17 protein-coding genes are annotated in these 20471 nt (G+C 49.7%); all 17 read right to left on the reverse strand.

The genetic code is table 11. The features are described from left to right. Positions 1-18: 18 nt before the first annotated feature. The 17 genes from AC1V0D_RS08535 to AC1V0D_RS08615 all read right to left on the reverse strand — a co-directional run bounded on the left by AC1V0D_RS08535 (position 19) and on the right by AC1V0D_RS08615 (position 20352). Complete coding sequence (locus AC1V0D_RS08535) at positions 19-960, reverse strand: glycosyltransferase family 2 protein (protein ID WP_482907250.1); 942 nt, start codon at positions 958-960, stop codon at positions 19-21. Between the two features lie 66 nt (positions 961-1026). After that, a complete protein-coding gene (gene rfbD, locus AC1V0D_RS08540; RefSeq protein WP_482907251.1) occupies positions 1027-1893 on the reverse strand; it encodes a dTDP-4-dehydrorhamnose reductase in 867 nt (288 codons plus the stop codon). Continuing rightward, complete coding sequence (rfbC, locus tag AC1V0D_RS08545; protein WP_482907252.1) at positions 1890-2420, reverse strand: dTDP-4-dehydrorhamnose 3,5-epimerase; 531 nt, start codon at positions 2418-2420, stop codon at positions 1890-1892. The genes rfbD and rfbC overlap by 4 nt, the downstream gene beginning before the upstream one ends. Then, entirely contained in the window at positions 2407-3288 is an 882-nt protein-coding gene (gene rfbA / locus AC1V0D_RS08550) for a glucose-1-phosphate thymidylyltransferase RfbA (protein ID WP_482907253.1), read from the reverse strand. Before rfbA ends, rfbC begins: the two co-directional genes overlap by 14 nt. Then, a complete protein-coding gene (rfbB, locus tag AC1V0D_RS08555; RefSeq protein ID WP_482907254.1) occupies positions 3285-4358 on the reverse strand; it encodes a dTDP-glucose 4,6-dehydratase in 1074 nt (357 codons plus the stop codon). The genes rfbA and rfbB overlap by 4 nt, the downstream gene beginning before the upstream one ends. A 40-nt stretch (positions 4359-4398) precedes the next feature. Further along, positions 4399-5778 (reverse strand): phosphomannomutase CpsG, encoded by a 1380-nt coding sequence (cpsG, locus tag AC1V0D_RS08560; RefSeq protein ID WP_482907255.1) that lies wholly within the window; start codon positions 5776-5778, stop codon positions 4399-4401. 16 nt (positions 5779-5794) lie between these two features. Further along, the gene (locus tag AC1V0D_RS08565; RefSeq protein ID WP_482907256.1) at positions 5795-7210 is read right to left on the reverse strand and encodes a mannose-1-phosphate guanylyltransferase/mannose-6-phosphate isomerase; all 1416 of its coding nucleotides are present in this window, start codon (positions 7208-7210) and stop codon (positions 5795-5797) included. A gap of 549 nt (positions 7211-7759) precedes the next feature. Beyond that, on the reverse strand, positions 7760-8773 hold the full coding sequence (galE, locus tag AC1V0D_RS08570; RefSeq protein WP_009089272.1) for a UDP-glucose 4-epimerase GalE: 1014 nt from the start codon (positions 8771-8773) through the stop codon (positions 7760-7762). 42 nt (positions 8774-8815) lie between these two features. After that, complete coding sequence (gene galF, locus AC1V0D_RS08575; RefSeq protein WP_009089271.1) at positions 8816-9718, reverse strand: UTP--glucose-1-phosphate uridylyltransferase GalF; 903 nt, start codon at positions 9716-9718, stop codon at positions 8816-8818. A 278-nt stretch (positions 9719-9996) separates the two neighbouring features. Next, positions 9997-11337, reverse strand: coding sequence for a lipopolysaccharide biosynthesis protein (locus AC1V0D_RS08580; RefSeq protein WP_009089269.1), 1341 nt, complete (start codon positions 11335-11337; stop codon positions 9997-9999). Next, the gene (locus tag AC1V0D_RS08585) at positions 11334-12557 is read right to left on the reverse strand and encodes a glycosyltransferase (protein ID WP_009089267.1); all 1224 of its coding nucleotides are present in this window, start codon (positions 12555-12557) and stop codon (positions 11334-11336) included. The genes AC1V0D_RS08580 and AC1V0D_RS08585 overlap by 4 nt, the downstream gene beginning before the upstream one ends. A gap of 4 nt (positions 12558-12561) precedes the next feature. Then, on the reverse strand, positions 12562-13824 hold the full coding sequence (gene wcaK, locus AC1V0D_RS08590) for a colanic acid biosynthesis pyruvyl transferase WcaK (RefSeq protein WP_482907257.1): 1263 nt from the start codon (positions 13822-13824) through the stop codon (positions 12562-12564). A 157-nt stretch (positions 13825-13981) separates the two neighbouring features. Then, complete coding sequence (locus tag AC1V0D_RS08595) at positions 13982-16198, reverse strand: phage tailspike protein (protein WP_009089264.1); 2217 nt, start codon at positions 16196-16198, stop codon at positions 13982-13984. An 82-nt stretch (positions 16199-16280) separates the two neighbouring features. After that, the gene (locus AC1V0D_RS08600) at positions 16281-17315 is read right to left on the reverse strand and encodes a glycosyltransferase (protein WP_482907258.1); all 1035 of its coding nucleotides are present in this window, start codon (positions 17313-17315) and stop codon (positions 16281-16283) included. Between the two features lie 46 nt (positions 17316-17361). Further along, entirely contained in the window at positions 17362-18114 is a 753-nt protein-coding gene (locus tag AC1V0D_RS08605) for a glycosyltransferase family 2 protein (protein WP_046102193.1), read from the reverse strand. Between the two features lie 69 nt (positions 18115-18183). Beyond that, positions 18184-19101 (reverse strand): glycosyltransferase family 2 protein, encoded by a 918-nt coding sequence (locus AC1V0D_RS08610; RefSeq protein ID WP_009089259.1) that lies wholly within the window; start codon positions 19099-19101, stop codon positions 18184-18186. A gap of 114 nt (positions 19102-19215) precedes the next feature. Beyond that, positions 19216-20352, reverse strand: a complete 1137-nt coding sequence (locus tag AC1V0D_RS08615; protein ID WP_009089257.1) for an EpsG family protein — start codon at positions 20350-20352, stop codon at positions 19216-19218. Positions 20353-20471 lie beyond the last annotated feature (119 nt).

Consider the following 20471-nt stretch of genomic DNA (forward strand, 5'->3'; position numbering starts at 1 on the left):
TTCATTACCTCTTTCTAATCAAAGCTTATTTAAGAATATGGCCAAATAAAGTCCAGCTTCGCCTAATAAAGTTTGTCTGTAAAGTTTTGCTCTGAATGCGTAATAGAGTCGTTTCGGTAATGATGATCCTCGAATCTTTTTAAAATCACCTATAAGATATTTTGATCTTTCAGTAAGATTTGAGTGGTAGAGTTCAAGTACTTTTAAGTTAGCTTCATTCCATTCAGACATGCTACCTGACAGCATGATTTTGAATCGTAATAACAGATTCCCTAAACCTTTATTAGACCCTATAATGTTATTTTCATGTTGTCGGTATAGGATGGTCGGCTTTTCAGAATATATTACTAATCCGCCACATGCCGCGACAATTTGATATGTTATCCAGTCATGGGAAATCACTTTCATCTCCAGAGGAATTTTAGCGAGAAGCTCTCTGGTTTTAGTATTGAATAACATAGTATTCCCACCGCCAATACTTTGAATTAAGGCATTGTTAAGTGAGGGTTTTCTACTGAAAAGTGGCGAAAATCCGATAAACTCATTTACTTCATTGATTAATTCTGTTCTGGAGAAAAATACCGTAGCTCTATCTTCTTCTTCAGACCTTACACAATTCAGGGCATATGAAATTTTATCTTGCTTCCATACATCATCCTGGTCACAAAATGCGAAATAACTCGCCGAAATATTAAAGTTACGGACTAAATTCAAAAAATTCTGAGCGAACCCTCTTTTTGGTCCTTTATAGACCTTAACTGATTGCACTACGCTACTAGAAAACTCCGCGATTATATCAAGTGTTTTGTCGGTTGAACCATCATCGGTGATATGCAGAGTCCAGTTCGTATAGTCTTGATTTTTAATCGATGCTAATTGTTCCTTAAGATATTTCTCACCATTATAAGTAGCAAGAAATATAGCTACTTCTTCATCACATCTTTCAGAGCTTCTATTCATGAAAATATTCTTATCTAATATCCCGTAAAAACATAGTAAGCAATTTAATTACTTGCAAATTAGCCCCTAGCCTAATAATTTAGGTATGACTTTTTCCAAAGCTTTGTTCCAGTCAGACGTTTTAATACCGAATTTCTTTAACTTTTCACAACTCAGTTGTGAATAGTGAGGTCTTTTGGCAGGAGTTGGATAATCAGCGGTTTTGATGCTTTTTATTATTATATTTTTTGAAGGTTTTTTTAGTTTGTTAAATGTCTTGAATATTCTATCCGCAAAAACTTTCCACGTTACAGCCTCATTTCCACAGTAATGATAAATTCCGCCTGGAACATCCTTTTCTGCACATTCCAAAATAGCAGTCGCCAGGTCTCCGGCATAAGTAGGACAACCTGACTGATCATCAACAACAGATATTTCTTCCTTTGTACTGGCAAGAGCTAGCATTGTTTTAACGAAGTTTTTTCCATACTCACTAAACACCCAGGATGTCCGGATGACTACTGCCTCAGCGTTTGCCGACAGTACATTCTGTTCACCACTTAACTTACTAAGACCATAAATGCTTTTAGGATCAGCAATACTTTCTTCATCATAAGGCATAGATCCATCACCTGAAAAAACATAATCAGTAGAAACATGGATAAATTTTACTTCGTTTTTTTTACAAACCTGCGCAATTATCCCCGGGGCGTTGCTGTTTATTTGATAAGCTAAATGTGTTTCTTTTTCCGCCAAGTCGACAGCAGTGTAGGCAGCAGAATTTATAGCGACATCAGGTTTATATTCTGAGAATAATTTTTCTAATTCACTTAAATCACATAAATCCAATTGTTTTGAATTTAGAGAGATTATATCGTAGTGTTCAGGCACTCTATCCTGGATGCAACGGCCTAACTGCCCGTTAGCCCCTATCAGTAATATTTTCTTTTTCATAGTTCTTCAAGCCTTTTTCCAGCTTTATCTTTTTCAGAGAGTAAAGGATCAAAGTTCGGCCATGTGATGCCTATATCAGGATCATTCCAGATTAGGCATTCTTCTGAAGTAGGGTCATAATAATTAGTACATTTATATTCGAAGTCAGCAATATCACTTAGTACAATAAAGCCATGAGCGAGACCCGGTGGGATCCAGAACTGAACTTTGTTCTCATCTGACAATTCTATACCCTCCCACTGGCCGTATGTTGGAGAATCTTTTCTTATATCAACTGCGACATCAAAGACTGCCCCCCTCACAACACGGACTAACTTGCCTTGTGGGTTATTTTTCTGGAAGTGTAATCCTCGAAGCACGCCTTTTTGAGAGCGTGAATGGTTGTCTTGTACGAAATTTACTTCAGTTCCCAAAATTTCATCGTATTTTCTTTGAGAATATGTTTCAAGAAAGAACCCTCTCTCATCGCCGAAGACTTTAGGCTTAATAATTTTGACACCTTCGATTCTGGAATTAATTATTTCCATAATATTCCTCTGCTCTTCTCATTAAGTATTTTCCATAGTTAGTCTTTTTCAGTATTTCGCCCTGTGACCATACTTTTTCTTTTGTAAGCCATCCTTTAATCAGAGCAATTTCTTCCAGACAGGCAACTTTGAATCCTTGCCGGTTCTCAATTGTGTGAACAAACTGCGAAGCTTCTAATAAGCTGTCATGAGTACCTGTATCAAGCCAGGCAAAACCACGACCAAGCAATTCGACATTTAACAATCCTTTGTTAAGATAAATTTCATTAAGAGTTGTGATTTCAAGCTCACCTCTGGAAGAAGGCTTAACCTGCTTAGCAATATCGACAACCTGATTATCATAAAAGTATAAGCCTGTGACAGCCCAAGAAGACTTGGGATTCACCGGCTTTTCTTCAAGGGAGATGGCTTTATAATCTTTATCAAATTCGACAACACCAAATCTTTCCGGATCCATTACCTGATATCCAAAAACAGTCGCACCTTGATTTGATAAAGTAACTTGTTCCAGTTTTTTCCCGAAACTTTCACCAAAGAATATATTATCACCGAGGACAAGGGCACATGAATCATCACCAATGAATTTATCACCGATGATAAATGCCTGAGCCAGGCCATCAGGACTTGGTTGAATAGCATAATTGAGGTTAATACCAAATTCTGAACCATCTCCCAGCAGTCTCTGAAATGACGACTGATCTTCAGGAGTAGTAATGATAAGTATATCCTGTATTCCTGCAAGCATAAGTACTGAAAGAGGATAATATATCATTGGCTTGTCATAAATAGGGAGCAGCTGTTTGGAGACCCCTTTTGTGATTGGATATAACCGGGTTCCTGAACCGCCGGCTAAAATAATTCCTTTCATGACTTATCCTCTTTTAAACCCAATCTCTCACCTGAATAGCTTCCATCCAATACTGCTTGCCACCAGTCTGTATTAGCAAGATACCATTCAATTGTTTTTCTGATACCGGATTCAAAAGTTTCTTTGGGTGTCCAGCCTAACTCTTTTTTAATTTTCGTTGCATCTATCGCATAACGATAATCATGACCTGGACGATCTTTTACATATGTAATAAGATCGCTGTATTTCCCAACCCCATCTGGCTTAGTGGGTTTTAGTATTTCAAGAATTTTACATATTTCATTAACTACATCTATATTTCTTCGCTCATTGTGGCCGCCTATATTATAAGTCTCGCCAATAGCTGATTTTTTCAAAACAATATAAAGAGCTTCTGCATGATCTTCAACATATAACCAGTCCCTGATTTGCTCACCCTTACCATAAACAGGTAATTGTTTACCATTAATTGCATTAATTATAGTTAACGGAATAAGTTTTTCAGGAAAGTGATAAGGGCCGTAATTATTTGAGCAGTTCGTAATAATACATGGAAGATTATAGGTTCTGAACCAAGCGCGAACTAAATGGTCAGATGCAGCTTTAGATGCCGAATATGGACTGCTGGGCGCATAAGGCGTTTCTTCTGTAAAAAGATCGTCTGTTCCATGTAAGTCACCATACACTTCATCAGTTGAAATATGATGAAAGCGGAAGCTTTCTTTTTTAAATCGTTCTAAACTCATCCAATATTTTCTTGCTACTTCTAGCAGATTGAAAGTCCCATCAACATTTGTCCTGATAAACGTATCCGGGCCATCAATTGATCTATCTACATGGCTTTCAGCAGCCAAATGCATTACTGCATCAGGTTGATGTTCTTCAAATACTCTTTCGATTTCTGTCCTGTCGCATATATTGACTTTTTCAAATGCAAAACGTTCATTGCCCTCTAAATCTTTGAGAGAGTTTAGGTTTCCAGCATATGTCAAACAATCGACGACAACAGCACTGTCCTCAGTGCCGTTAATTATTTTCCTTACCACAGCTGAACCGATAAAGCCTGCACCGCCAGTTACGAGTATTTTCATTTTTCTTCACTAATATAATGTTTGTTGAGAAGCTATAATATCAGATTATATCCTGTAATAAATTTAATAGCTCTAAGGTTTTAGTTTCCAATAATTTTTTATTATTTTTAGTTTCAACATTCAGTCTTATCAGAGGTTCTGTATTCGAACACCTTAAATTAAAACGCCAATCTTCAAATTCTTTACTCAGCCCATCTGTAAGATCGTACTTTGTAAATCCTTTAGCGTAATGGGAATCAACATGTTTTATTCTTTCTTCCGGACGCTCGATTTTTGCGTTAATTTCACCACTGCAAGGGTATGCACTCATTCTTTCCGCAACCAGACTCGATAACGTCATCTTTTTCACTGCCAGAAGCTCTGCCACTAATAGCCACGGAATCATGCCGCTGTCACAGTAAGCAAAGTCACGGAAATAGTGATGTGCACTCATTTCCCCACCATAAACTGCATCTTCCTCACGCATACGCTCTTTGATAAAGGCATGGCCGGTTTTGGACATTACCGGAATACCGCCCGCTTTAGTCACCACATCAATGGTGTTCCAGGTCAGGCGCGGATCGTGAATAATTTTTGCTCCTGGTTCTTTCTTAAGAAATGCCTCAGCTAACAACCCTACAATATAGTAGCCTTCAATAAATTCTGCATTCTCATCAAACAGGAAACAGCGGTCAAAATCACCGTCGAAGGCGATACCTATATCAGCTTGGTACTCACGAACCGCATCAGAGCTATCTTTGCGACACTCGGGCAATAAGGGATTTGGGATACCATTCGGGAAGTTGCCGTCTGCTTCATGATGTAATTTGATAAATGACACAGGCGCATTTGCCTGCTTAAAACGTTTTTCAATCTCATCGATAATATGACCCGCAGCACCATTACCTGAGTTAATCACCAGTTTCATCGGCTTGGTAAAATTATTCAGGTCAATGTAGCCCATCAGATGATCGACATAAGAATCCAGAACTGAAATCTGCTTATAGCTGCCGCGTTTTCCCTCTTCTACTGAAGCAAAATCATTGGCTTCCGCCAGACGCTGAACATCACGCAGACCGGTGTCACCGCTGACCGGGCGAGCACCTTCCCGAACCAGTTTCATCCCGTTGTAGTTCATCGGGTTATGGCTTGCCGTTACTTCAATGCCGCCATCGATACCTAAATAAAATGTGGCGAAGTAAATCTCCTCAGTACCGCTAAGTCCGATATCCAGTACGTTTGTGCCAGCATCCATCAGGCCTTTAGCCAGCGCCATTTTCAGCGCTTCGCTGGTTAATCGGACATCGCCCCCAACAACAATTGTTGTTGGCTTAAGAAATTCACCATAGGCTCGCCCAATGCGATATGCGATATCTTCATTCAATTCTTTGCCTAATTCACCGCGAATGTCATAAGCTTTAAAACAATTAAGTATTTCCATTTTCTACGGCGCCCTTTTAAATACGCTCTATTTGCTTTCTGATGAGAATCAGATCGTCGTCATTAAGGTATGAACCAGACTGAATTTCTAACAATTCAAGGGGAATTTTACCTGGGTTTTCCAGCGTGTGCTGATGACCAATCGGAATAAAAGTTGATTGGTTCTCAGTTAACAGCAATGTTTTATCCTGAATGCTTACTTTGGCCGTTCCAGAAAGGATGACCCAATGCTCCGTCCGATGATAATGCATCTGTAATTCAAAAGATTCGCCTGGCTTGACTGTTATTCGATTAACCTTAAAACGACCTGTATTAACCACTAAGTCACAACGTCCCCATGGCCAGTACGTTTCCCGATGGCGGCGGTATTCGCTGCGGCATTCGCTTTTCAGGAACTCAACCACACGCTTAACATCTTGTACCTGATCTTTATGCGCAACCAGCACTGCATCCTTGGTATTTACAATCACCAGATTTTCAACGCCAATGGCAGCAACCAGCTGATCTTCACTATTGATGTAGCAGTTTTTAGCGTTATGCAGGAAGGTGTCACCCTTCAGGGAATTGCCGTGTTCATCTTTATCATTCACTTCCCACAGCGCAGACCAGGAGCCCACATCACTCCATCCGGCCGCCAGCGGGATAACCACTGCCGCATCGGTCTGTTCCATAACGGCGTAATCGACTGATTCATCCGGACAGGCGATAAAGTCATCTTTATCAATACTGATGAAATCGTTGCCTTCTTTGACGTTAGCCATGGCACGACGGCAGGCTTCAAGGATATCCGGACGGAATTTCTCCAGCTCCTGCAGATAACGTTTAGCCCGGAACATGAACATGCCGCTGTTCCAGTAATACTCACCTGACTCGAGGTACTGCTCAGCAGTGCTCTGATTAGGTTTTTCGACAAAGCGCTGAACCTGATAAGGACCATTTTCTGAGCCTGGCAGCGCTTCGCCACGCTGAATATAGCCATATCCGGTTTCTGGACCGGTTGGCACGATGCCGAAAGTCACCAGCTTGCCCTGTTTGGCATAAGCGGTAGCGACTTTGATAGCCTGATGAAACGCAACGCGGTCTTCAATCACGTGATCAGCAGCCAACACAAGCAGAACCGGATCATCGCCCTGCTCTACAGCGTTCAGCGCAGCCAGTGCGATGGCAGGAGCTGTGTTGCGCCCTACCGGCTCAAGAATAATGTTATGTGATAGCTTGTTGATTTGTCGCAATTGCTCTGCAACCAGGAAACGGTGCTCCTCGTTGCAGATGACCATTGGTGCGCGTGCCTCGACGCCGCTCAGGCGATTGACAGTCTCCTGCAGCATGGAGTGCTCGCCATGCAGACAGATAAATTGTTTAGGGTAAAGCTCGCGGGAAAGGGGCCATAAGCGGCTGCCGGTTCCTCCGGCCATGATTACGGGAAGTAACATTCCACATCCTCTAACAAATTTAAACATGCTATGCATATAAGCGGGTCAATATTTATTCATCATAAATAAACAGCCACGCTACCGCCCCTGGCTTGCAGCAACCAATGCGCTGTGTGATAGGAATTTCGCCTTCACAGGTTAGCTTGTCGATGCGCTGATGATATTTCATTCAATCGCATACGGGTTCCGGGATAACTACAAATAGTACATTTTGTGCAGCAAAAATAATATGCCTAATCTTTCCATGTGGATGACAAAACTTAAGACTGACTAAACAATAATCGTGCCCAGCATGATGAGATGTAAGCACTGGCAAAACAGCATAGTCGCTCAGGAAAAATCACGCATAGTGCCTCTTCACAGAGTCGAACTACACTCTATTGTCATCAGCCTCTCTTTTCGAAAGACCAGGATAATTCTGTATTAAGCGTCGAGACATCCATAAACTGCCAGTAAAGTGAATGAGCGAACCACGAATCTGAAGTTCCTCTTAATGCAGGCATAAAAAAACCCGGTCAAAACCGGGTTTTTTGATTATTACGTCGTCAACTACCGAAACCCATCCGGGTTCTTACTCTGCCAGTTCCACGTATCGCGCATCATTTCATCGATGCCGCGTGTTACGCGCCAGTCGAGCTCACGGTTCGCCAGGGACGCATCTGCCCAGAAGGCAGGCAGGTCGCCGTCACGACGGGGTTTGATTTCAAACGGAATTGCTTTGCCGGAGGCCTGCTCAAACGCCTTGATCATCTCCAGAACCGAGAAGCCTTTACCGCCGCCGAGGTTAAAGGCGGTGTAGCCCTCAACTTTGCTCAGATGGTCCAGCGCTTTCAGGTGTCCTTCAGCCAGGTCAACCACATGGATGTAGTCACGCAGGCAGGTGCCGTCTGGCGTATCGTAGTCACCGCCAAACACACCCAGCTTCTCCAGACGACCAATCGCGACCTGTGCGATGTAAGGCAGCAGGTTATTCGGGATGCCGGTCGGGTCTTCGCCGATTTCGCCTGACTCATGCGCGCCAACCGGGTTGAAGTAGCGCAGCGCAATCGCCTTAAACTTCGGCTCTGCCTTAGCAAAGTCGCGCATGACGAACTCGATCATCAGCTTAGAAGTGCCGTAAGGACTGGTAGTGCCGCCAATCGGGGTCGTTTCCACATAGGGAACCGGTGCATCCGCGCCATAAACGGTGGCAGACGAACTGAAGATGAAGTTCCACACGCCCGCGTTGCGCATCTCTTCCAGCAGCACTACCGTACCCGCGACGTTGTTCTCGTAGTACTCCAGAGGCATACGCGTCGACTCACCAACCGCTTTCAGCGCGGCGAAGTGGATGACGGCGGAAATGCTGTTTGAGGCAAACAGGTCGCGCAGGCAGGCGCGGTCACGGATGTCGCCTTCGACGAAGGTCGCTTTCTTCCCCGCCAGCTTTTCAACGCGGTTGATCGCTTCGCGTGAGGCATTGCAGAGGTTATCCAGCACCACCACATCATCACCGCGCTGCAGCAGCGCCAGTACGGTATGGGAACCGATATAGCCTGCCCCGCCCGTTACCAAAATAGCCATGTGCACTCCTTGTAAGCTGCCGCGCAGTGCGCGGCAAAGTAATTACTGTTGTTTTGCCAGGATGTTCTGAATCGCTTCGCGGAAATCGCGGCCCTGGGCGTTGTTACGCAGTCCGTAAGAGACGAACGCCTGCATGTAACCCAGTTTACGACCGCAGTCGAAGCTGTGGCCGGTCAGCAGTGAAACATCAACAGGTTTGTTTTTGCTCAGGCTGGCGATCGCATCGGTCAGCTGGATACGGCCCCAGGCGCCCGGTTCAGTGCGCTCCAGTTCAGCCCAGATATCCGCAGAGAGCACATAGCGTCCTACCGCAGCCAGGTCAGAGTTCAGCTCAGCCGGATGCTCTGGCTTCTCAACAAAGTTGGTGATACGGCTGATATCGCCTGGGTTGTTGATCGGCTCTTCGGTGGTGATCACGGAGTACTCAGAGAGGTCGGAGGCAGGCATATGCTGTGCCAGAACCTGACTGTGGCCAGTCTCTTCAAAACGGGCAACCATCGCCGCGAGATTATAACGCAGGTGGTCAGCAGTGGAATCATCCAGCAGCACATCCGGCAGCACCACGACAAACGGATTATCACCGATCATCGGACGGGCGCAGAGGATCGAGTGGCCCAGACCCAGCGGCTGTGCCTGACGCACGTTCATGATGGTCACACCCGGCGGGCAGATAGACTGCACTTCGCTCAGCAGCTGACGCTTCACACGCGCTTCCAGCAGCGCTTCCAGCTCATAAGTGGTATCGAAGTGGTTCTCGACCGCATTTTTCGATGCATGCGTGACCAGCACGATCTCTTTAATACCTGCGGCAACACATTCGTCAACGATGTACTGGATCATCGGTTTGTCGACGACAGGCAGCATCTCTTTCGGAATGGCTTTAGTCGCAGGGAGCATATGCATACCGAGGCCCGCAACCGGGATTACTGCTTTAAGCTTGGTCATATTTATTCCGTTTAATAAAATGAAGATGTGGGTCGATTATGCAGGATCGGCCGGAAGAGCAAGTATAATCTTTATCTGAAAAGCGGACAGTAACTCTCTGTCATAACTTAGAAATTCGGCATTTTGCCCATTGCACGCGATACCATAAACTGAGTAAAGACAATCAGTAATCGCAGATTGCTACTGTGATCTGCAGCACTGTTCGTTGCATGGCTGAGACCAGCCATAAATGAAAACGGGCGACCCTTAGGTCACCCGTTAATATCGCTGTGTGATGATTACAGCCAGCCTTCAAACCACTCCGGCATGATGAAGAGATTGAAGTGGTTCACCAGCACCATCAGGCCGACAAAGACCACCGACACCGCCACCCACTGCCGGGCATAGGGCATAAAGCGAATGCCAATCACCGGCTTGATAAAGAACGGGTGGGCCAGCGCCGAGATCAGGATCTGCGAGATGGAGAGCGTCAGCGCCACATAGAGCACGTTAGGCCAGATAAAGGTGGTCGCCAGCACGCCCAGCACCACGATACTCGCCACGATGTTCCAGTAGAACTCGACGTTGGTGCGTCCGTTAGCCTGCGAAATGGCACCGGTCAGTCCCCCCATCGGCCGCAGCATACCGAACAGCAGCATCAGCGGGATCAGGTGGTAAACCTGCTCGTGTGACGCGCCATAGAGTATACGAACGATAACTGGTGAGAAGATGCCAATGACCAGATACATCGCGCTGCTGAACAGCATGATCCCCAGCGTGCCCTTGAGAAACAGCTTTTTCAGCTGCTCGGCATCGTGCTGCTTCTCAGCAAAGCGCGGCAGCGCCAGACGGTTGATGACCGGCGTCACCAGTTTCAGCGGTTGCAGCACCAGCTCTTTCGCCAGCGAGTAGACACCCAGCATCTCTGCGCCCATCACCTTACCGACCACCAGCGCATCCGCCTGGGTGCGCAGCTGGTTAATGGTCTGGGAGCCAAGCTGGTAGCTGCCGTAACGAATCGCCCCGAAGAAGGTCGCTTTGTCGAACTCCCAGGTCGGGCGCCATGACTTCTCACCCAGTGCAATCATGCAGAGGATACGGGTAAAGGCGTTGATAAACAGGCCGAGAATCGCTGCCGCTACGGTCAGTGAGGTGAACTCCAGCATTGCCACCACACAGAGGAAGGCAAACAGCTTGGTGCCCATCTCAATCTTCGCCAGCGACACCATCCGCTTGGTCTTGATGTAGTGCGCCTGATACTGCGACAGATGTCCCAGCACGAGGAAGTTGAGACTGGTCAGCATGATCAGCCCCGTCAGCTCCGGCAGGTGATAGAACCAGGCCACCGGGAAAGCGATCAGCAGCATGATCAGGCCAGTGCAGAGACTGAGTGATACGTTAACCCAGTAGATGGTGCTCTGCTCACGGCGGGTGATGTTCTGGCGATGCACCAGATAACTGCTCATCCCCATATCCTGCAGGACACCCGCCACCGCCAGAATGGCGTTGATGATGGCCAGCAGTCCCAGCTCGTGGGTTTCCAGTTTGCGGGCGAGAAAGCTCAGCTGTGCAACCTGCAGCACCGCAGAAAAGCAGGTGCTGCCAAACAGCCAAATCGCCTGTGACTTAAATCCACTCACACCAGTCGCTCCAGAATCTGTGCCAGTTCGCCATAGGCGATATGCTGATTGAACTCCGTCTCAACTTTATGCCGCGCAGCAGCGACCACCGGGGCCACATCCACTTCGCCCTCAGAGAGCTTAAGCAGCGTCTCTGCCAGCGCCTCGGGATCGTCCTCTTCCACCAGCCAGCCGGAGACGTTGTTCTCAATCAGTTCGGGAATACCGCTGTGGAAGGTGGAGACCACCGGCAGGCCGACCGCCATCGCTTCCATCAGCGCAACCGGAATCCCCTCCATGTCGCCATCGGCGGCAGTTTTGGAGGGCAGCAGGAAGATGTCCGCTTCGCTCAGCGCACGACGGATCTCCTCCTGCGGTTTAAAGCCCGGCATACTGACGCAATCTTCCATCCCCTCGCGGGCGATGAAATCACGCATCATCTCATCCTGATCGCCATTGCCGATGATGGTGTACTGGAACTGACCGCCCCGCTGCTTCAGGATGGCGCTGGCTTTCACCGCCACATCCAGTCCTTTCTTCTCGGTCAGACGCGCCACCGAGACGATACGCAGCGGCTTGTGAAATGCCTGTCGCGGCTGGAAGTTAAACTTCTCTGGCTCAATCCCCATGCGTGTCACATGAATTTTTTCCGGCGGGCAGCCCATCTCAATCAGCTTGTTTTCCCACAGGTGGCTGATTGGCAGCATCAGTTCGCTCTGGCGGAACAGGTTGACGTAGTCGAGCTTGTGCTCTTCCAGAATGTGACGACGGGAAATATCGGCGCCGTGGAACACGGTCGCCTGCTTGCCCTTCAGTACGCCCAGCTCACGCAGCTTGTTCGCCAGCGCACCGGCATAGCCGAAATGCACCAGGAAAACATCCGCAGTGAACGTCTGCTTCGCATTGGCCACGATCGACGGCAGCAGCAGCTTGCTGGACTGCGCGCCATATCGACGCATGTTCAGCGAACGCAGCAGCGACGGTTTGGTCACGTTCGGCAGCACCAGCCTGATGCGCTGGTTGAGCTTATCGACAATCGAGATCTTCTCTTCCGGCAGCAGATAATGCGTCTTCGCCGCCAGACCATACTCATCAAACGCGGCGTGCCGGTTCACTAAATCGCCGGGAAAGACTGAAATAATCTCCACCTCGTAACCGGCATCAATAAAATGGGTTACCTGATTCAGAACGAATGTCTCAGAGGCAACCGGGAAACGCATGGTGAAAAAAGTCAGTTTCATCACATTACCCTAATACTTTGAGAATCTCTTCAGTGATCCGGTTGCCAATTTCCCTTTCATTCGCAACGGCCGTATTGACCTTCAGCTTAATGTTGTCGTAGTCGGCAAGCACACTTTTCACCTTGTCGATCAGCGAGCCATCCATCAGGCTTTTCACATCGGTTGCCATCTGCGGCAGACCCAGCTGGTTCATCACACCCATCGACTTGTGCTCATAGTTGATCGCCACGGCCGGGGTGCCAAAGTTCATGGAGATAATCGCCGAGTGCAGGCGGGTACCAATGGTCAGATGGCAGTGGCTCAGCAGAATGCCCAGCTCCAGGTCATTAAACTCATCCATGATGACATGGTAATGCTCAGGCTGCTCCACGTGATCGCGCAGGGTCAGCGCCACCATGCGGTCATCTTTGGCATAGCTGTCGATGCCGGTACAGGTGGAGAACGCCACGACCTGGTAACCTTCTGCGATCATCGCATTGATCACCCGACCAAAGGCTGCTTCATACTCTTTCTGTGTGACGCCCAGACGTTTATCAAACGGCGCCAGTTCGCGCACGGTGATGGCGATGGTTTTACGGCTGCTGATAATCCCCTGCCAGTGAAGCAGGTTATGGCTCGGATTTTCCACTTCACGCGCGCGCACCAGGAAAGCGGTGTCGACGCCGGCCGCGACTTTCGAGCTGGTCACGCCATCACGTTTCATCAGATCGAGGCTGACCGACTCACGCAGAACCAGGCTGTTAACGCGGTCAAAAACAAAGTTCGCCAGCGCATTGACGCGCGGGTTCTGGAACGGACCCACCGAGTGACCAATCAGGTAAATAGGCTTTTTCGCCATCAGCGCACAGAGCGCGTGGTCAAACTGGGTGACGCCATAGAGATCGACGAAGAATGACCCGCCAACCTGAATAATGGCGTCATATTTCGCCAGGCTTTCGGTAAAGGCTTTGAGGTGCGGTGGCACGGCAAACGACTTAAAGATGCCGCCCTTGCCCAGGTGCGCCATCATGATGTCGGGCATCAGACGGTTCGCGACTTTACGCTTAAACGAACCGACCAGACCTTTGCCTGACTTGCTGTTGTGCAGAAACAGCGCATCCTGCTGAATATCCTGCTGGAGCAGATAACCGGAGCTGGTTGGATAACGGCTAATCACATCAATGTCTAAATCACTGCGTGCAGACTTCATAGAATCAATCAGTCCACGAAGAATCGCGCCATCCCCACGATTCCCACACGTATGGTTACCCACCAATAAAATTTTCATAACAACTCCGAATAAATTTTTTTAATTCTGTAAGCCGCCCGGATCCGTCATGGGCAAAATGAGCTCTGTTCAAAATAATGCTTACGGGATAACGCACCCAAAGGTACCGCTCCTGTTAAAACCGGCCGCCTCCGTTGTGGCGGCCGTCATGCAAGGGTTATGACTTAATGGCAAAGTAAGGCAGGGCAACCTGTTTCCCGTTGATGACCACGGAAACAAAGCCTTCCGGCTTGCTGGTATCGACCTGGTCGGCAGAGAGCGGACGCGACGCCATCAGCAGGTCGCCCTGCTCGTTGGCCCCGACACCCGCTTTGCCGTTGTGCAGACTGAAGCGCTGCGGCGCGCGTTTGGTCTTATCGCCCGCCGGCGGATTGCCTGGCTCCATCCGCGCGTTAACGCGCGCGCAGCGACCGGTAACAAAGCGATCCTTGCCGGTGGTTTTCACCAGCACGGCGGCCGACGGCGTCCAGCCCGCCAGTTTGACGAAGAGGCGAACGTCGGTGTCATGTTCAGCGACATAGCGCACATCGAGGACCGGGCTGCTGCCTTCGGCTGACCAGCTCGCTTCAGAGAGGTCTTTCTTGCGCTGCACGTGGATCACGGCGCGGCCACCGGTGGTTTTGTCGCTGATCAGGTTCATCAGGGGCTTGTCGCCGCTGCCGTTGCTGAACTGCGCCTGACCAAAGATTTCGATCTCCCAAGAGTCGCCCACCGTGGGTGAGTAGAGGCTGCCGAGATCAAACCAGGTCTCCTGGTTGGTATTGTTCTCCAGACGCCAGCGCGAGGTGATGTAGTTGTACTTCAGGCTGCCATCCAGCGCGACGCCGTAAGATTCAACGCGGGTCGACCCCATCTCCCAGATGCTGAGCAGACGATCGCCCTGCATCGAGTTATCGATCCAGCTGCCCGACTGCAGGCTGGTCTGGCGCATATTCAGACGGGTGTTGTGGGCGATCAGCGGGTTCTTACAATCCTCCAGGCTCAGCGCATCAACGATCCACTGACCGTTGGAGAGATCGCCCGGGTTGTCACAGTGCTCAATCCAGCCGTTGTGGATAATCGACTGACCGCAGCGCGGCAGGTTGAGGACTTTGCCCCCACGGCAGTACTGCGCGTTGAAGTTCGACAGCTCGATAGCGGTGCTGTGGTCCCATTTGCCCTGCTTCTGTCCTGACCAGCCCGATTTGATGACGTCGCCGCTGCAGCGGGAGGCGTACCACTGGTCGATTTTACAATCGAGGGTATCCTGCAGGCTGATCGCGGTACCGCCGACGGCGTTAAAGCGCAGGCAGGCACCCCGGAAATATTGTCCGCCCGGGCAGATGTTGTGGAAAAAGCCCTGCTGGTTCGGACTCTTATCGCTGTTGCCGTTAAAGATCAGGTTGGAAAGCTCGACCCGGCGGGCATTCATCTGGAAGACGAACTCTGACTTACCATCGGAAACGAGGGTGGTCGCCGGGAAGTAACCAAAGTTGACCATCGCACCGGACATGCGGAAGAAGTTGAGATACTTGTCGCCCAGGTTGCAGGCGGAGACCATAAAGGTCCCGGCCGGGAACTGAACGCAGATCTGCTGGTTCGCCTGCTGCGACCACTGGAACATCGCCATAATGGCGGGTGCCGTATCGGTTTTCCCATCGGCGATGGCACCGAAATCAAACAGCGTCAGGCGGTTGAAATCGTCTACCACACGACGCCAGTGAAAGCCGTCACCGGCAAAGTTGACGCCGCCATCATTCTGCGCGGGCTGGAAGCTGCCGACGAACTCGCCGCCGCCCACTTCCCGTCCCTCGTGCCAGCTTTTGAGTTTAATCTTGGCCCCTTCAAACAGCGGACGGGTCTTGCGTAACTCCGCCACGGACGGGATCTCGCCAATCAGCTGATAACCCGCTGGCTGTGACAGGCGCTGACTGAAATCAGCGGCACCCGGGCGACTGACATCCGCGATGTTAAACAGGGTCTGCCCGTTATTATCTTCTACCGTCATCGAATGCGAAGGATCGGCAATCAGCGCAGCATTATCCTGGATAAACTGCGCAAAGTTGCCCTTGTTCAACGCGATAGGCTGAGCAATCTCGGAGACCTTACCGCTGGCGTCACGCAGGAAGACCGGAATCTGGTTGCCAGGCTTGCTGGCATCCACACCGGCTTTACCAATCCAGAGCTTACCCTCAAAGCTCTGCCAGAACTGCGGTGGCATCGCGTAAACATTTTCCGGCGTCAGGATCGGCACGTCTCCTTTCGGTACGGCGGTGGCATCAACCGGTTTCAGGGCAATGCCGTTACTTTTAGCAGCGTAGCTGGAAAAGGTGCTCACGGAGAGAGCCCCCACCAGAGCGGAGGCGGCGGTCTGTAACACTTCTCTTCTTTTCATGCATCAATTCCCGTAGTCAATAAGGCCATTGGCCATGGCGGTGTCCCTGAGGCACGTCGCAAGTGAGCGTTTCCAGCTCCGGTTAAACCAATGACAGCCAGCTTTTTTTGATCTGATTACCGTCGAATTTCAGCGCGGTCTGTTTCGTTTTTTCGCTCATGGCATAGAGCAGCGCATCATCTGTCGCCAGCTGCTCCATTCGCGCCAGAAACGTGGCTTTGTCATTCATGGGCACCAGGAAACCATCTTCGCCGTGGTTGATGATCTCCTGAGGCCCGGTCGGGCAGTCGTAGGCGACGACCGGCAGTGACCAGGATTTTGCTTCGAGCAGCACCAGCGGTAATCCTTCATAGCGGGAGGTCATCAGCGCCATGTCGCTGTCGCGATAGTAGTCATTGATGTTGCTGACCTTGCCGACAAACTTCACGCTGTCCGTGATCCCCAGCACTGCCGCCTGATCGTGCAGCTGCTGACGCAGTTCACCGTCACCGGCAATCACCAGCGTCCAGTCCGGGTGTTTTCTGGCAAAGTCGCGCCAGATATCCAGCATCAGGTCAAACCCCTTCTGGTTATCCAGACGTCCGACGGCCAGCGCCTGACGGGAGCGGGTCTGGCGCTGATAGCCTTTGTAAACCACCGGATTGGGGATTTGCATGCTGGGAATGCGCCAGCGGCTGAACACCTGATGATCTTTGTCGGTCAGAACAATCACGCGGTCGTAGTAGCGCAGCAGCAGGAACTTGAGGAACTTAATCGGTTTGCTGAAGGAGTTAATGGCGATATGTTCGCAGGCGTAGGCTTTGCCACGCTTCTTCTTCATCAGCAGCAGATTCCAGAAGGCGAACATCACGCTCAGGCGGCCCATGCTGATCAGGAAGACGGTGTCGAAACCCTCTTCATGGATTCGGGCAACCGCGCTTTTGATAGGGTTGCTCTGCCCTTCAAAGCTGACAATCTCTTTGACATGCTCAAACGGGTAGAAGGTTTTTCCGGTGCCTTCCAGCGAGTAGATGGTGACGTCATGCGTTTCGCCAAGACATTCTGACATAAAGTTACAGATGTTCTCGGTGCCCGCATAGGAGTAAGCATCTTTGATCACCAGGACAATTTTTTTCATGAAACGCTATCCACCTCAAATTTTAAAGACAATCCTGCCGACGGGCTTAACGATGCTTAAGGGTAAACAGCACACCATTCACCATATACCAGGCGTAATAGTAATAGATTTTTAAAGGATTGTTTTTATAGATAATTCTTAATAATTCGAGGTGCCACTGGGCCGCTTTATTCTTATTACGTGAAAGGGAATCCCCTAACTCGTAATAGTTGACCAGAATCGTCTGAATTACGCGTGCCTGCTTGTAGCGGGTGAACAACTCATAGAGAAACAGGAAATCTTCGTGCCCTTTGCGCTGGAAGAAGAGTCCCTGAGGCGGGCGGCGGAAGCAGACGGAAGAGAAGCAGACGCGATACTGCTTTTTCACGAAATTTTCCTGCTGCAGATAAGGTTTGCCGTAGGTGATGTCGTGCTCAGCCTTGCGGGTTTTGTAGTGATACTCGGTAATGACAAAATCATCACCGGCCTCAATGGCGGCCACCTGCTGAGTCAGCTTATCCGCATGCCATTCATCATCACTGTCGAGGAAGGCGATGATCTCTTCCGTGGCCGCACGCAGCCCGACGTTGCGGGTCTCTGCTGCGCCCATGTTGACCGCGTTGTCCAGAATGGTGATGCGCGGGTCCTGGCAGTGCTCGCGCACAAACGCCAGCGAGTCGTCAGTGGATTTATCGTTGACCAGATAGAGGTGCCAGTCGGTATAGTGCTGGTTGATCACCGATTGCACGGCGCGTAATACCGTCTGACGGGCATTATACATAGGCATCACAATGCCAACGGTTCCAACAGAAGTCTTCATCTTCAACCCTGAATTAAATGAAAAGAGAGTGGCTCCTGATATCAGGAGCAGAGCGGGACGCGCCGCGCGTCAGGAGATCGCTTTCTCACCACCGAAACGTGCTCTGACCTTGTCTTTGACCCGGTTCATGAAATAGGCACGGTTATCTTTGTTGGTGAGGAAGAAGTAGCGGGCAAAGCTCAGGCTCGCCATCAGCGACTTGCCATCCATCTTGTAGCGCAGCGGCAGCTTAAAGGCTTTGTAGGTGTGGATATCACGCGGGGTCAGATGCGGCTTCATGGTATCAAGCCAGAACATCGAATATTTCACCGATTCGCCTTTGTGCTTGGAGCCAAATTTGGTGACCAGATGATAGTTCGCCAGCGGCGCGGCAATCATCACGAAGTCATAGCCCATGCGGTCGGCACGAATACAGAAATCATAATCCTGATGGCGGATATAGCGGGTATCGAACTGAATTTTTGCCGCGTCTTCCCGCTTCAGCACGATGGTGCTGGTCTGGATAAAGCCGTAGCAGCCGAACAGATACTCGGCGACGGTTTCGTTTTTGCCTGGTGGCTGCATCGGCATCACTTTCAGGAACGATCCATCCTGATAGATATTGACCTGACTGAAGATGACAAATTTCTGTCTGCCCTGCCCCTCCAGCTGCGCGATTTTCTCGCTCACCTGCTGCAGTTTGTCAGCGGCCCACTCATCATCGGCGTCCAGGAAGCTGACATAGTCGCCGGTGGCCAGCTCAATGCCTTTGTTGCGCGCACCGGCGCCGTTAAGTTTCACCTCAGAGAGCACCAGATTGATATCCAGCTCCTGATAGCGTTCGCTGCGAACAACGTCCGCCAGCGCTGCGGCATCCGCCGACTTATCATCAACGATGATGACCTCAAAATTGCGATACGTTTGAGCTTTAACGCAATCCAGCGTCGTGACAATCGATTCTGACGCGTTATAAGCCGGAATTACGATAGAGAAACGAATGTCCTTCATGGCCAGCACCTCATCAAAATAATTCAAAAATAAACAGTTCAGTCGACAACCGTCGAAGAAAAACCGGGGATCTGACAGGCGGCTGCCTCTCTGGAGAGTCCAGCCACCCGGTAATCAGTGAATCAACCAAAACTCCCGCGCCACTTCATAGCCGGTCACCGCCTGCTTGGTTGAAATGGTGTTGTAGTAGAGGTAATAGAGCAGGAAGAACACCAGCATGCCAAACAGCGCGGGTTTCCATGACCGTCTGGCCTGATAAATCAGCGAGGTCAGGATGATCGGTTCAACCTGCTGCAGATAGTTAGACAGACGCGAACCGGATGGGAAGTTGTACAGGAAGATCCTGATCGCGCCGCCGATGGCAAAACTTAAAATCAGCAGATAGTTAAGACGATACTGGGCGTAATTTTCGCGCTTCAGTTCATCGGTCAGCATGAAATAGAAAAACACAAACACCAGCATGATGTTTTTCAGGTTCGACACCGCCAGGATACTGCCACCCATCGCATAAGAGGGGTCATTGTTATAGCCCGACGCCCTCTCACCCAGCGATCCCAGATGTCCGGCAATCAGGGCAATAAAGCTGGAACCGCCCACGACGGAGAGCGGCAGGCTGGCCACGATGATGATCACCGGCCACCAGCGCCAGTCACGAATAAACAGGAACGGCACCAGCGTCACGACCATGATCCCGGTGTTGTGACTGGTGAATGACAGCACGAAGAAGGCAAACGCCCACCAGTAGCGCTTGAGATAGATCGACCACAGGACGCCAAGGAACAGCGCCGAGCTCAGGCCAAAGCGAATCTGGTTGATGTCTTTGTTGATAAAGATGTGCGCCGAATAGAGCATCAGCGCCAGCACCGGATAGGGTGACATCTTCCGGAAAAAGTAAGTGTTAATGAAAACGGCAATGGCGCAGAAGACAAACAGAAAGATGCTGGCATTGTGCGAAAACAGGCTGGTCAGCCAGGCGATCGCAAAAATCAGCGGTTCATAACGGAAAAATGCGACGGTTTTAAAGAAGCCGTTAATCTCGATACGTCTGACAAAGTCTTCAAAGAAACTCCGGTACTGGAAATCATCCATGCCGGTGCCGAGACCGCGAATCCCCCCGAAAACAATCAACAGTATGGCGGCCACACAGAGCAGCCAGGTCAGAATATGATTTGTGCGTTCGTCTTTTTTTAGCGCGATTTCAAACAGCGCAAGCAGCAGTAAAAAGCCTGATACATACCAATAGGGAGCCATGGTGTGATTCCTTAATTCCACAAGTTCTCATGCCAGCAATCATCCTGCTTCGCCTTCCCGGCCGGCTTTTCCGCGAGCCAGAGAGCACGATCACAAATGACGTGCGGGCGATGCCCTGC

The sequence above is a fragment of the Pantoea sp. PA1 genome (genome assembly GCF_056856975.1).

Excerpts from the sequence above, each read along its gene's own strand:
- AC1V0D_RS08535 (WP_482907250.1), bottom strand. The coding sequence starts at position 960 with ATGAATAGAAGCTCTGAAAGATGTGATGAAGAAGTAGCTATATTTCTT.
- rfbD (WP_482907251.1), bottom strand. The coding sequence starts at position 1,893 with ATGAAAAAGAAAATATTACTGATAGGGGCTAACGGGCAGTTAGGCCGT.
- rfbC (WP_482907252.1), bottom strand. The coding sequence starts at position 2,420 with ATGGAAATAATTAATTCCAGAATCGAAGGTGTCAAAATTATTAAGCCT.
- rfbA (WP_482907253.1), bottom strand. The coding sequence starts at position 3,288 with ATGAAAGGAATTATTTTAGCCGGCGGTTCAGGAACCCGGTTATATCCA.
- rfbB (WP_482907254.1), bottom strand. The coding sequence starts at position 4,358 with ATGAAAATACTCGTAACTGGCGGTGCAGGCTTTATCGGTTCAGCTGTG.
- cpsG (WP_482907255.1), bottom strand. The coding sequence starts at position 5,778 with ATGGAAATACTTAATTGTTTTAAAGCTTATGACATTCGCGGTGAATTA.
- AC1V0D_RS08565 (WP_482907256.1), bottom strand. The coding sequence starts at position 7,210 with ATGTTACTTCCCGTAATCATGGCCGGAGGAACCGGCAGCCGCTTATGG.
- galE (WP_009089272.1), bottom strand. The coding sequence starts at position 8,773 with ATGGCTATTTTGGTAACGGGCGGGGCAGGCTATATCGGTTCCCATACC.
- galF (WP_009089271.1), bottom strand. The coding sequence starts at position 9,718 with ATGACCAAGCTTAAAGCAGTAATCCCGGTTGCGGGCCTCGGTATGCAT.
- AC1V0D_RS08585 (WP_009089267.1), bottom strand. The coding sequence starts at position 12,557 with ATGAAACTGACTTTTTTCACCATGCGTTTCCCGGTTGCCTCTGAGACA.
- wcaK (WP_482907257.1), bottom strand. The coding sequence starts at position 13,824 with ATGAAAATTTTATTGGTGGGTAACCATACGTGTGGGAATCGTGGGGAT.
- AC1V0D_RS08595 (WP_009089264.1), bottom strand. The coding sequence starts at position 16,198 with ATGAAAAGAAGAGAAGTGTTACAGACCGCCGCCTCCGCTCTGGTGGGG.
- AC1V0D_RS08600 (WP_482907258.1), bottom strand. The coding sequence starts at position 17,315 with ATGAAAAAAATTGTCCTGGTGATCAAAGATGCTTACTCCTATGCGGGC.
- AC1V0D_RS08605 (WP_046102193.1), bottom strand. The coding sequence starts at position 18,114 with ATGAAGACTTCTGTTGGAACCGTTGGCATTGTGATGCCTATGTATAAT.
- AC1V0D_RS08610 (WP_009089259.1), bottom strand. The coding sequence starts at position 19,101 with ATGAAGGACATTCGTTTCTCTATCGTAATTCCGGCTTATAACGCGTCA.
- AC1V0D_RS08615 (WP_009089257.1), bottom strand. The coding sequence starts at position 20,352 with ATGGCTCCCTATTGGTATGTATCAGGCTTTTTACTGCTGCTTGCGCTG.